10 protein-coding genes are annotated in these 13,928 nt (G+C 35.4%); 4 read left to right on the plus strand and 6 right to left on the minus strand.

Annotated features, from left to right (window positions below; genetic code table 11):
- The first annotated feature begins 225 nt into the window (after nt 1-225).
- The 4 genes from G7051_RS17005 to G7051_RS17020 all read left to right on the plus strand — a co-directional run bounded on the left by G7051_RS17005 (nt 226) and on the right by G7051_RS17020 (nt 7,437).
- A complete protein-coding gene (locus G7051_RS17005; RefSeq protein WP_166117364.1) occupies nt 226-2,763 on the plus strand; it encodes an ATP-dependent Clp protease ATP-binding subunit in 2,538 nt (845 codons plus the stop codon).
- 269 nt (nt 2,764-3,032) lie between these two features.
- Nucleotides 3,033-4,643: a CTP synthase gene (locus G7051_RS17010; protein WP_166117365.1), complete on the plus strand. Its 1,611-nt coding sequence runs from the start codon at nt 3,033-3,035 to the stop codon at nt 4,641-4,643.
- A gap of 50 nt (nt 4,644-4,693) precedes the next feature.
- Nucleotides 4,694-6,655, plus strand: coding sequence for a membrane protein insertase YidC (yidC, locus tag G7051_RS17015; protein WP_166202178.1), 1,962 nt, complete (start codon nt 4,694-4,696; stop codon nt 6,653-6,655).
- A 101-nt stretch (nt 6,656-6,756) separates the two neighbouring features.
- Nucleotides 6,757-7,437 (plus strand): ankyrin repeat domain-containing protein, encoded by a 681-nt coding sequence (locus G7051_RS17020; protein ID WP_166202180.1) that lies wholly within the window; start codon nt 6,757-6,759, stop codon nt 7,435-7,437.
- 54 nt (nt 7,438-7,491) lie between these two features.
- Here G7051_RS17020 and G7051_RS17025 read toward each other — a convergent pair whose 3' ends face one another.
- The 6 genes from G7051_RS17025 to G7051_RS17050 all read right to left on the minus strand — a co-directional run bounded on the left by G7051_RS17025 (nt 7,492) and on the right by G7051_RS17050 (nt 13,865).
- The gene (locus G7051_RS17025; RefSeq protein ID WP_166202182.1) at nt 7,492-7,917 is read right to left on the minus strand and encodes an RNA-binding S4 domain-containing protein; all 426 of its coding nucleotides are present in this window, start codon (nt 7,915-7,917) and stop codon (nt 7,492-7,494) included.
- A gap of 69 nt (nt 7,918-7,986) precedes the next feature.
- Nucleotides 7,987-8,550, minus strand: coding sequence for an aminoacyl-tRNA hydrolase (gene pth, locus G7051_RS17030; RefSeq protein ID WP_166202184.1), 564 nt, complete (start codon nt 8,548-8,550; stop codon nt 7,987-7,989).
- Between the two features lie 15 nt (nt 8,551-8,565).
- Nucleotides 8,566-9,147 carry a 50S ribosomal protein L25/general stress protein Ctc gene (locus tag G7051_RS17035; protein ID WP_166117370.1) on the minus strand — a complete coding sequence of 194 codons (582 nt, stop codon included), beginning with the start codon at nt 9,145-9,147 and terminating at the stop codon, nt 8,566-8,568.
- 124 nt (nt 9,148-9,271) lie between these two features.
- Complete coding sequence (locus G7051_RS17040; RefSeq protein WP_166202186.1) at nt 9,272-10,042, minus strand: 3'-5' exonuclease; 771 nt, start codon at nt 10,040-10,042, stop codon at nt 9,272-9,274.
- Nucleotides 10,043-10,179: 137 nt separating this feature from the next.
- Nucleotides 10,180-11,304, minus strand: a complete 1,125-nt coding sequence (dnaN, locus tag G7051_RS17045; protein ID WP_166202188.1) for a DNA polymerase III subunit beta — start codon at nt 11,302-11,304, stop codon at nt 10,180-10,182.
- Nucleotides 11,305-11,504: 200 nt separating this feature from the next.
- Nucleotides 11,505-13,865: a family 20 glycosylhydrolase gene (locus tag G7051_RS17050; protein WP_166202191.1), complete on the minus strand. Its 2,361-nt coding sequence runs from the start codon at nt 13,863-13,865 to the stop codon at nt 11,505-11,507.
- Between the last annotated feature and the right edge of the window lie 63 nt (nt 13,866-13,928).

Raw genomic sequence — 13,928 nt, forward strand, 5'->3', positions numbered from 1 at the left:
TTATTATAAACAGGTAATATTCAAAAGAATTATATCTTTACCTTTGATTTAAGGCCATACACAAAGAAATACTTAAAAAAAACAAAATAAAATCAGTAATCGGACATATAAACTTTATGGCACCATTTTTGTTTGGTATTATATGAAACAAATACTACAAATGATCAGATCAAAACTCTGGTAAAATGTAGATAGTAGAAAACATCGAATAAAGGTAAAAAGATTATGGAAAATAATTTCTCACAAAGGGTTCGCAAGATCATGAACTATAGTCGTGAAGAAGCCGGACGTCTCCAAAACTCATATCTGGGACCTGAACATTTGATGCTTGGAATTCTTAGAAATGGGGAAGGATTGGCCATACAGGCATTAAGTGACTCCGGAATAGATTTGGATGATCTCAAATTAAATATCGATAGACATATTATAGAACAGCAAGATGTGTCTACAAGTAATAACAGTGAAATTGTATTAACCAAAGGAACTGAAAAAATACTTAAACTAAGTATTCTGGAAGCTCGATTGACCAAAAGTAAAGAAACAGATTCAGAACACTTACTTCTGGCAATATTAAAGGACAGCGAAAATATTGCTGCACGAGTTTTAGAAAATCAGAACTTTAATTACGCAGGAGCATTTATGTACATAAAAAATTTAGATGAAAACTTAGATAATGATTTGTCGCCTAAAATGGGGGCAGATTTTACTGACGACGACGATGATGATGCGTCAGAAGGTGCGTCATACCAAAATGTCAATACACAGCAACCACGTCAGTCATCCGATACACCGGTATTAGACAATTTCGGTTCGGATATGACAAAAGCTGCTATGGAAAACAAATTGGATCCTATAGTTGGTAGAGATAAAGAAATTGAAAGATTAGCCCAGATCTTAAGTCGCCGCAAGAAGAATAATCCTATTTTAATAGGAGAACCGGGAGTCGGTAAATCGGCAATAGTAGAAGGCTTGGCTCTACGAATTACTCAAAAGAAAGTATCGCGCGTATTGTTTGACAAAAGGGTAATATCTCTGGATATGGCTTCTGTTGTTGCAGGGACAAAATACAGAGGACAATTTGAGGAACGTATCAAAGCCATTCTTAATGAGCTATCTAAAAACCCGAATATCATTTTATTCATTGATGAGATTCATACCATAGTTGGAGCAGGAGGTGCAACAGGCTCTCTTGATGCCGCAAACATGCTGAAACCGGCTTTAGCAAGAGGTGAAATACAATGTATCGGTGCAACAACTCTAGATGAGTACAGAAAGAATATCGAAAAAGACGGAGCATTGGAAAGACGTTTTCAAAAGGTAATGGTTGAACCCACTACTGCAGAGGAAACTCTTCAAATTCTACGAAACATCAAAGATAGGTATGAGGAACATCACAATGTAAAATATACCAACGAAGCTCTTGAAGCTTGTGTCAAATTAACAGACCGATATATTACTGATCGTAATTTTCCTGACAAAGCCATTGATGCTTTAGATGAAGCTGGTTCAAGAATGCACTTGGCTAATATAAATGTGCCTCCCATTATCGAAGAAATCGAAAATGAGTTGAAGGACATAGTTGATCAAAAAACAAATGCTGTAAAAGCTCAGAAATATGAACTAGCAGCTAGTTTTAGAGATAAACAACGCCAATTGCTAATTCAATTAGAACAAGAAGAAGCGAATTGGGAAAAACAACTGAAAGAACAACCGCAAATAGTAGATGATGAAAAAGTTGCAGAAGTAGTTTCTATGATCTCAGGCATTCCGGTACAACGAATTGCAGAAGCAGAAGGCTTGAAACTTTTAGGAATGAAAGGGACTCTTAAATCTGAGGTTGTAGGACAAGACAATGCTATTGACAAAATAGTAAAAGCTATACAACGCAACCGTGTAGGACTAAAAGATCCTAATAAACCAATCGGCACATTTATGTTCTTAGGACCAACCGGTGTAGGTAAAACTCACTTGGCTAAAAAGATTGCCGAACTATTATTTGATTCTGCCGATGCATTGATTCGTATAGATATGAGCGAGTATATGGAGAAATTCAACGTATCTCGTTTAGTTGGAGCACCTCCCGGATATGTAGGCTACGAAGAAGGTGGTTTGATGACTGAAAAAGTACGTCGTAAACCTTACTCAGTGATTCTTTTGGATGAGATTGAGAAAGCCCACCCGGATGTATTCAATCTATTGCTTCAGGTATTAGACGAAGGTCATTTAACTGACAGTTTAGGACATAAGGTAGACTTTAAGAATACAATCCTAATTATGACATCCAATGTTGGTACACGTCAGCTGAAAGATTTTGGTAAAGGTGTTGGTTTTAGTGCCGGTGCTGTTCAAGGAGATATAAACAATGAGTATTCACGAGGTATTTTGCAAAAAGCGTTGAATAAATCGTTCTCTCCTGAATTTATCAATCGTATTGATGATATTGTGATATTTGATCAACTTGACAGAGACTCTATCAACAAGATTATTGATATTGATATGACCGATTTCTATAAACGAATATCAGTATTAGGATATGCTCTTGAGGTTAGCACTGAAGCAAAAGACTTCATAGCTGAAAAAGGATATGATGCACAATTTGGAGCAAGACCTCTAAAGCGCGCTATCCAAACTTATCTTGAAGATGAGATTGCTGAACTAATATTGTCAGGAGCACTTCAACAAGGTGATGTAATTGAAGCTGTTATGGATAAAGAAGCGGGTAAACTTAAAGTTGAGCCTAAAAGAAAAGAAGTGACTGTATAATAAGTACATCGCAATATAAATAAAAGGGAGTTTCTAAATAGAAGCTCCTTTTTTGTTAGATATTTTTTTTTCTGTTAGCCTTTTTCAAAGAATTTATAAGATTTAATTATTATTGCGAATCAGTATTATAATGTTTAATAAAACTACCTTTCAATTGATACATAAAGGGGTTTTATATTAAATAAGCTCTCCATTAATCATTCGTACTACAGATATTTTTCGTACTTTTGCGTTTTCGTATTAGGAACATTTTAAAATAATATACAGACGTGGCTGATACAAAGTATATTTTCGTTACAGGAGGAGTAATCTCCTCTTTAGGAAAAGGTATAATAGCATCTTCATTAGGTAAGCTATTACAGGCGAGAGGTTATAAAGTGACTATTCAGAAGTTGGATCCCTATATTAATATCGATCCGGGAACATTAAATCCATACGAACATGGGGAATGTTATGTAACTGTAGATGGGCATGAAGCCGATTTAGACTTAGGTCATTATGAGCGTTTTCTTAACGAACCTACTCATAAAGATAATAATATAACTACCGGACGTATTTATCAGAATGTAATAAATAAAGAACGTAAAGGAGATTATTTAGGTAAAACAGTACAGATTGTTCCACATATTACCGATGAAATACGCCGTAATATTAAATTATTGGGGGCTAAATACGACTATGATTTCGTAATTACCGAAATTGGAGGAACTGTTGGAGATATAGAGTCTCTGCCATTCATTGAAAGTGTAAGGCAATTGAGATGGGAACTGGGCAGCAAAAATTGTTGTTGTGTACACCTTACTTATGTACCCTATATTGCCGCAGCCGGAGAGGTTAAAACAAAACCTACACAACATTCGGTTAAAAGCTTACAATCATCTGGAGTACAACCTGATATGCTTGTACTGAGAACTGAACGTTCATTAAGTAAAGACATACTTAAAAAGGTAGCATTATTCTGTAATGTCGAACCCGATGCTGTTATGCAGTCCGTTGATGTATCAACGATATACGAGGTTCCTCTTAAAATGCAGGAACAAGGAATGGATGAAATCGTTCTCCGCAAGATGGGAATAGCAGTTGGTCCTAAACCTGATTTGAAACCTTGGAGAGATTTTCTTGATAAAAAGAAAAATGCAAAAGAAACAATCAGTATTGGTATTGTGGGTAAATATGTAGAGTTACATGACGCATATAAATCTATCAACGAATCATTACTGCAAGCTGCAATATATAACGATCATAAATTAGATCTTCAATTTATCCACTCTGACAAAATTACCGATGACAATGCGGCAGACAAGCTAGGCTCACTCGATGGCATTATTATTGCACCCGGATTTGGACAACGAGGTATCGAAGGTAAATTCGTTGCTCTGAAATATGCTCGTGAGAATGATGTTCCTACATTTGGTATATGTTTGGGTATGCAATGTATGGTGATTGAATATGCTCGCAATGTATTAGGATTAGAAGATGCTAATTCAACAGAGATGAATCCTCATAGTCCTTATAAGGTAATCGATTTGATGGAAGAACAAAAGAATATTACCAACATGGGAGGATCAATGCGTCTAGGAGCTTACAAATGCAATCTCGAAAAAGGTTCTCTTGTACATCAGGCATACGGAAAAGATATGGTTGAAGAACGCCACCGCCATCGCTTTGAATTCAATAGTGAATATCGCAAACAATTCGAAGATAATGGAATGAAATGTACCGGAATAAATCCGGAAACAAATTTGGTTGAAGTAGTTGAAGTACCCGAACTTAAATGGTTCTTAGGAGTGCAATTTCACCCTGAATATAATAGTACAGTTTTATCGCCAAATGCTCTATTTATGAGCTTTGTGAAAGCTGTTATTAAAAATAGAAAGTAAATAACAATTATTCTGCATAATAATTATATAAATCTACAGATTAATTAAGAATGGATAAAAATACAGGTATTGGCTTAGTTCTGATAGTTGCTATCGTAATGGGATTCACTTTTCTTACCCGACCTAGCCAAGAAGAAATCGAAAGAGATAATCGCATAAAAGATTCTATCTCTAATATTCAAAAGAAACAAGTAGCTGAAGATATTGCCGCAGCAAATACAGAACAACCGGCTCAGAAAGAACAATCTTCGGTAACGGATTTTTTCTCATCTAATACTTCCGTAAAAGCAGATTCAATTACAAGTAATCCAACAGATACTCTTGACTCTGCACAACCTCAAATTACATCAAATCAACCCAAAGAGCAAATTATCTCTTTAGAAAATGAGATTGTAAAAATAGATTTCTCCACCAAAGGAGGGCAAATGCTTAGTGCCCAACTGAAAGATTATAAAAAATATAATGGAGACTCTCTATATCTATTTAAAGCTGATGCTAATTTATCGCTGGAGTTGATAAATAAAAAGGGAACTGCCCTAAATACGGATAAAGCAATATTCACTGCTATTCAGAGTTCATCCGATGCAAATCAGACTCTTGTTATGCGAATGAATTACACCGATACCGAATACATTGACTTTATCTATTCACTCGCACCTAACAGCTACATGGTTAAATTCGATATTGCTGTTGTAGGTATGCAAAATCTACTGAGTGTTGATTGTTTAGAGAAATTTAAACTTAATTGGTTTCAAAAATTACATCGACAAGAAAAGAGTGAAAAAAATGAGCAAAGATATACACGCATACATTATAAAGGTACAGATGGTAGCTTCGAAGAACTAAGCGAAAGCAGTAATGATAATAAAGAAGTACCTACCGGTGTAAAATGGGTGGCATTTAAGAATCAATTCTTTGCAACCACTCTTATTGCTGATAACGAATTCACTTCACCATCATTACATTCTAAAGTATTACAATCACCTGATTATTTAAAAGATGCTGAAGCTACTCTATATTTCAAGCCAACATTGGATAATAAAGGGACTCTTAAAGGAGGATTCACATACTTTCTAGGACCTCTAGATTATTATATGTTGAAAGGCTATGATGATGGAGTAAAAGATGTAAGTCAACAGCTTGATCTGGATAAATTAATACCTCTAGGTTGGGCTTTATTCCGAGTTATCAATCAGTACTTTATTATTCCTCTATTTAACCTACTAGCATCTACAGGTATGGGAATGGGAATCGTAATTTTATTACTAACCCTAATTGTAAAGTTGATCATTTCACCATTGACATATAAATCGTTTATGTCATCTGCAAAAATGAGAGTCTTAAAACCTCAGGTAGATGAATTAAATGAGAAATATCCGGGTCAGGAAAAAGCAATGGAAAGACAAAAAGCTGTCATGGCATTATATGGGCAAGCGGGCGTAAATCCAATGAGTGGGTGTATTCCAATGCTACTTCAGATGCCTATTTTACTTGCCTTATTCTCGTTCTTCCCTTCGTTGATAGAACTACGTCAGCAAAGCTTTTTATGGGCTAATGACCTTTCTACCTACGATGCAATATTCGAATGGAATACAAATATCCCTTATATTTCATCTTGGTTAGGTAACCATATCAGTTTGTTCTGTATACTGATGACTGCAACTAATGTCATCTATACCAAATTCAATATGGATGCAACAAATACAGGACAGCAACAAATGCCGGGCATGAAATGGATGATGATGTTAATGCCTCTTGTTTTCTTCTTTGTATTGAATAGTTATCCTTCTGGTCTAACATATTATTACTTCTTATCGACATTGATGACCATATTGATCACAATGGCTTTCCGATACCTAATCGATGAAGAAAAGGTATTAGCGAAACTAGAAGAAAATAAAAAGAAACCTAAGAAAAAAGGATTCATGTCGCGTCTACAAGAGCAAGCAGAACAAGCTCAACGTGCACAACAGCAACAGGGAAAGCAACAAAACAGAAAAAAGAAAAAATAGGATATCATTTTTTGACAAAGATTAATTACAACAAAGGCTTGCTATTCATTATATAGCAAGCCTTTGTTTCTCAGTATTACTAACTTAAACGCAAATAGATCATGAGTTGTGTTTATATATCATTACTCAGTATATTATTATTTTCATCCTGCTCCGATAACAATAAGGATGCAGATAATACAACAAAACAAAAAACATTGATGGAATATGTTATGGCTTCAGATATTCAAGGGGTAAGAAATTCAGTAGAAAATGGGATAGATGTAGATACAACTAATGATATCGGAGAAACTCCTTTATTGAAGGCGACGCAAATGAACCAAATTACGATTGCCGAAATACTATTAAAAGCCGGAGCTGATATTAATAAGCAAGATAATATATACGATAGTCCTTTCTTATACGCATCGGCAGAAGGCAGAACCGAAATACTGAGGATGATGCTCAATTATAATCCGAATGTTAAGATATACAACCGTTATGGTGGAAATGGACTAATTCCTGCTGCAGAAAAAGGACATCTCGAAAATGTCACTTTACTTTTAGAAAAAACAGATATGGATGTCAATCACATCAATAATTTGGGATGGACAGCCTTACTGGAAGCAATCATATTAACAGACGGAGGAAAAGTTTACCAAGATATTATAAAAGTACTTATCGCTCATGGAGCTAATGTCAATTTACCGGATAAGGAAGGTATCACTCCTTTAGCTCATGCCAGAAAAAAACGATATACAGAAATAGAAAGAATACTATTAGCAGCTGGAGCACATGAGTAAAATAAGAAACGGAGACCAATATATATTGATCTCCGTTTCTTATTTTATTTTTTATTATTGATCATCAGAATCAAAATCCCATTCATCAAAGAAGGAGTCATCAATAAAGTCAACCAAGTCTCGACGGTCTTTCTTTGTAGGTCGTCCAGCTCCTCGATCCCTATCTATGAATCCACTTACTTTACTTAGCTCTAATATGTCATATTCCGATTGAGGAGTTGCATCTTCCATAAACTCAGGGACAAGTTTTGCACCCATACGTTTCTCACTCAAATCCAAAACCTTAAAAGAATACGTAATAGGTGGTTTCTTTATTTGGATAACATCACCTACCCTAATCATACGGGAAGCCTTTATATTCGTCCCATGAATCATTATACGCCCTTTTTTACAGGCTTCAACAGCTAGAGTCCGTGTTTTAAAAAGACGAACAGCCCATAACCATTTATCAATTCGAACTTCAGTTTTTTCTTCTTTCATAACTTAGGCTATAAATGTAGTTTTGGCTACCATTTGTTACAGCAAAAACAATAATATAAATAAGTGATCTTATTTATTATTAAATTGATTCATTGCATTTTGTAATCCTGCCAAACAAAAACTTTTAATAATATCTTCACACATTTCGAAACGTTCGGGAAGTGCTTTTTCTTCTTCATCCGAAAATTCACCTAGTACGTAATCCACTTGTCCTCCTTTGGGAAAATCATTCCCTATACCAAAACGAAGACGCGAATAATTCTGTGTACCAAGTACCGATTGTATACTTCTTAATCCATTATGACCTGCATCGCTCCCCTTTCCTTTCAATCTCAATGAACCGAAAGGCAAAGCCAGATCATCTAAAACTACCAATAGATTCTCTACCGGAATTTTTTCGGCTTGTAACCAGTATCTAATAGCATTACCACTTAGATTCATATAAGTAGAAGGTTTCAAGAGTATAAGGGTTTTACCTTTAACTTTCAACTCAGAAGTTTCTCCATATCGTTTGTCGGTAAAAACAATATTGGACGCTTTAGCTAAAGCGTCCAATACTCTGAATCCTATATTGTGGCGGGTATAATGGTATTCACTACCAATATTGCCCAAGCCGGCAATTAAGTATTTCATTCAATAGATTATTTATTATTTGCCTTTAGCAGCAAGACCTCTTGCAGCACGTGTCAATTGAACACGACATACAACAGCATTTTTTGCATTTAATAATTCTAATCCGTCAAAGTTAAGTTCTCCAACTTGTACTGATTTTCCTAAAGCCAAATGCTCGATATTTACGTGCAATTTCTCAGGAACTTGATTGTAAAGAGCTCTAACTTTCAATTTACGAGTATCTAAAGACAATTTACCCCCAGCTTTAACACCTTCTGCCAAACCGTCAAGTACTACAGGTACATCGATAACGATTGGTTGATTTTCAAATACATGAAGAAAATCTAAGTGAAGAATTGCATCTGTTACAGGATGTACTTGGAGGTCTTTAAGAATTGCTTTGTAAGCTTTTCCATCAAGAGAAAGTTCTACTAAGAAAATCTCAGGAGTGTAAATTAATTTACGCACATCACCAGCTTGGACAGTAAAGTGAATTGCATCTGTAGAATTCTCTCCACCATAAATTACTGCTGGTATAGCATCTTGTTTACGAAAAGCTTTAGTTGCTTTTTTTCCTAGATCAGTTCTTAGTGATCCTTTTAGTTCAAATGTTTTCATTTTTTAATTTTAAATTGTGTTACTCAAATTAAGGACTGCTTCCTTATCCCCATCACACGGACTTTACAGAAAAGCGACTGCAAAGATAATTGATTCTTTATTAAGAACAAACAGGTAAACGACCTTATTTATTCATTTCTCGTAATTTAATTTTGGTCAATACCTGTTTAGTATTCAGAGGAAAATCGGCATCCATCATCCATGCATAGAAACTAGGCTCGGCTCTAAGAACCTCAGACACTGGTTTTCCTTTATGTTTTCCAAAATTAAACACTTCTATTCCGTTTTCATTTTTAATGATTCGCCCCGCTAAATCAACGTTATCATTAAAGAATGAATATTCTTCAGCCAATTTAGCTATATCGTTTGGTAAATCAGGGTAGCGATCCAATTGTGCTTTAAAAACTTCATAGGTAGCCAATGTGTCAGCTTCAGCCGAGTGGGCATCATCGAGGGTCTTATCGCAATAAAATTTGTATGCTGCCTCTAATGTACGTTGTTCTTTTTTATGAAAAATAATCTGAACATCAATAAACTTTCTTTTCGAAAAATCAATATCAACCCCTACCCTAAGAAATTCTTCCGAAAGTAATGGTATATCAAAACGGCTCGAATTAAATCCGGCTAAGTCACAGCCTTCAATCTGATCCGCCAATGATTTAGCTATCTGACGAAATGTTGGTGCATCTTTTACATCTTCATCCGTGATACCGTGTATATCCGACGATTCTTTGGGAATCGGCATTTCAGGATTAATACGCTTTGTTTTTAGCTCTTCTTTTCCATTAGGAAAAACTTTCAGATAAGAAATTTCGACAATTCTATCACGAGTGGTATTTGTACCTGTAGTTTCCAGGTCAAAAAACACAATTGGATTCTTTAGATTTAGTTCCATAAAGTAAACTGTATTGAAGCAAAAACTTTATCACTCTTTATATATTCAAAGAATGATAAAGCTTATTATTTGCTCATTATATTATCAATATTAATATCGTATTAGATCTAGTATTATTGCCAAACAGCAACTTGATCTTAATCGTTAAGCATCATAGGCATTAAAAGCATAAGAAGATCTTCTCCATCACCTTTTTCAACCGGGAAAATAAGTCCCGCACGTGAAGGGTCGGATAATTCTACAGAAACTTCGGCTGCCGGAATATTGTTCAATATTTCAATCAGAAAATTTGATTTAAAACCGATATTCATGGCAGTACCTTCGTATTGGCATGGAATAGTTTCTTCGGCAGCTGTCGAAAAATCTATATCCTGAGCAGAAACCAACAATTTATTATCTGACAATTGTAGCTTCACCAAACTACTTGCCGGATTAGAAAATACCGATACACGCTTCAATGCATTCAAAAATGCCAATCGGTCTAAAACAACTTTATTTGGATTATTTTGAGGAATTACCGAATTATAATTAGGATAACGTCCTTCAATAAAACGACAAGTCATTGTGTAGCTTGACATCGTTATATAGGCATTATTTTCATCGAACTTAATTGTAACAATTTCTGACTCCTTCGGTAAAATACTTTTCAGTAAGTTGGCTGGTTTCTTTGGAAGAATGAAAGATGCTCTTTCCGAACCTTGCACCGATAAAGTTTTGCTACGAACTAATTTATGTCCGTCTGAAGCCACAAACGTAAGATCTTCGGTAGTAATATCGAAATAAATACCGTTCATCACAGGGCGAAGTTCATCGTCTGCACTGGCAAATAATGTTCTATTAATAGCTGTACATAAAATCTGAGGGTCAATAGATAAGCTAATTGCTGTATCTTTTAATTCTTTAGGTTGTGGGTATTCTTCGCCACTTTGACCTATAAAATTATATTTTCCGTTATGGAAATAAATAAATATTTCCAAGTTATCATCATTAATCTCAAATGTAAGAGGCTGATCAGGAAGTTCTTTCAGTGGATCCAATAAATTGCGGGCATTGATCGCAAGTTTTCCTGAACCTTCTACTTCATTTACTTCTAATGAAGTTACAAGACGTGTTTCTGTATCTGCGGCTGTAAGCGTCAACGTGGAATCATTAAGCTCCAATAAGAAACAATCTAAAATAGGCAATGTATTTTTTGAATTGATCACCTTGCTAATCGACTGAAGATGACTCAGTAAAGCAGTACTAGATACAACAAATCTCATATATATTGGTTTTATTAAGTTACGTTTTTGTACTAACAAAAGTAGCGATATTTTTTTTAAGAACAAAAAGTAAGACTACAGACTGACTCTTTGTTATATGCTCTGTAAATATGCACGGTTTATTGTTAAGAAATATCGGAGTACAAGATACGAAAAGAGACCTATTTTTCAATAGATCTCTTCTCTTTATTTTTTAGAACTTATTTGAAATATTTTTCATCTAACAATTTAAATTCTTTTTCTTTATCGGGTCTTATTGATACAGTAATCGGATCCCACTGAGTAGGCCATCCACCAAATATAGCTCCAAGTCTTACAATTTTAATTGCATGAAGACCTTTTGCCAATGCGATAGATTTATCTGCTCGTGAAGATCTACGGGCAGTATCTTTTCCATTATCATTGCTGATTAATTGTTTTCCGTCAATCCACAATTCACTATCAGTACTAAAATAATATACGCCATCCTCAGGAATGTCTATATATCCTGTTAGTATAGTGCTATAAAAGTCCTGCGGATATACTTCCACATAACCATTAACACGATGTTTTGCTTTTTGTGGAGAAGTTATATATTCAACTTCATCGGGAGTCTTACCATCTAAATCCGACACTTTACGGGCAACTCCTTTGAAATGTTCGGCTTTCAAACCGGGTTTCTCACCTGCTTGTTTTTCAACAACGGGAGCCGGAGTTTGCTTTTCAATTGTGATAGTTCTTACAGGACTCATTTTATCTGATGACAACACCGAGCGTATTTTCAAGGTTGTATTTTCAGTAAAGCTTAATGGTTTGTCATAAACAGCAGATGACAGAGTTGGCTCCGAACCATCTATTGTATAAACGAATTTAACAGGCTCAGTTGATTTAAATGCCAATGCAGCTGAATCAGTAAATACTATAAAATCGCAAGATGGAACATCTTTTTGTTCGGGTAGAGGAATATAATAATTGATATTATGCATATCTAAACGCACTCTCTGATTTTCGATTCGACGCTCAAAATCCTCATAATTCTTTCTCGTTGGCTGAGACCAAGTAACTTCAGCCAGAGCTATAACACGTGGGTAAATATCAAAATCCATATCATCGGTCTGATAATTATACTCACACCACATATTAGCCTGAGCACCTAAGATATGATGTTTTTTATCCTCTGCTATTTTTGCAGGAATAGGCTCATAACTGTAAGTTTCCGATAAAGTAGTCAATCCTCCAATAGTAACAGGTAATATTTTAGAATCACCTTGGTAGTGGTCTAAATACAACCAGTTTCCGGGAGTCATAATCACATCATGTCCCATATTAGCGGCAGCAATACCACCTTCTTCGCCTCTCCAGCTCATAACAGCCGCAGTTGGAGCCAATCCTCCTTCAAGAATTTCATCCCAACCTATCATTTTTTTATTATGTTTCAACAAGACTTTTTCCATACGTTGTACAAAATAGCTTTGCAGTTTTTCTTCTGCACTATGCTCTTTGTCTGCTTTCAATCCAAGCTCTTTAATACGAGCCTGACATTTTGGACATTTTTCCCATCTAACTTTAGGACACTCGTCTCCTCCGATATGGAAATATTCACTTTCAAACAAAGGAATAACCTCCTCAATAACATCTGTCAGAAATTGAAATACCGAATCGTTTCCGGCACAATATACATCATTTGCAACTCCCCAAATATTACGTACCTCGAAAGGTCCTCCTGTACAAGAAAACTCAGGGTAAGCAGCCAATGCCGCAACACCATGTCCGGGAAGCTCTATCTCAGGAATTACTTCAATAAAACGCTCTTTGGCATACGCTACAATTTCTTTAACCTGATCTTGTGTATAGAAATAAGGCCCATAAGTACTACCATCACCTTCTACACGCATCGCTCCTATTTCAGTCAATTTAGGATACTTCTTTATTTCGATACGCCACCCCTGGTCTTCAGTTAAATGCCAATGGAATGTATTTATTTTGAACATTGCCAATACATCCAATTGCTTTTTGATATAATCTACATCAGCAAAATGACGGCATACATCCAAATGTTGTCCGCGATATGGAAAGCGAGGTTCGTCTTTAATGCTCACACTTGGAGCTTTCCATGCTATATTTTTTACTATTACAGGACTTTCAATTTCGGCAGGAAGCAATTGCATTACAGTTTGCATGCCATAAAATGCTCCTTGTGGAGTTTTGGCTTTTATGTCTATTCCTTTTTCGGTTACCTCCAATAAATAACCTTCGTCATTTACGGCTATATCCTTATCTAGATTGATACTTATATAATTAGAACCCGGAACACTTGTTTTGATATCTAAATCATAACCGGTCGAATTCTTGATCTTAGCAGCAAAATAAGAAGCCACCTTATCTAAAGACGGATCATTTACCGCAAATACTACATTTTTTGAAAGCTCAAAACTTCCTTCATTTTGTTTTAACTCCAAAGGTATAGGAGTTACATTTATCCCCTCATTGTAAGACTTCTGAACAGGAGTTTCTGTACTACCGCATGATGATACAAGTAGAGCCAATGCTACTGTACACATAGGTATAAGTTTTTTCAGCATAATTATATTATTTAGTTATTTAATCAAGGCTAATTTTCACAAATGTTATTTAACAAACGATTA

The organism is Dysgonomonas sp. HDW5B (genome assembly GCF_011299335.1).
GTDB lineage: Bacteria > Bacteroidota > Bacteroidia > Bacteroidales > Dysgonomonadaceae > Dysgonomonas_A.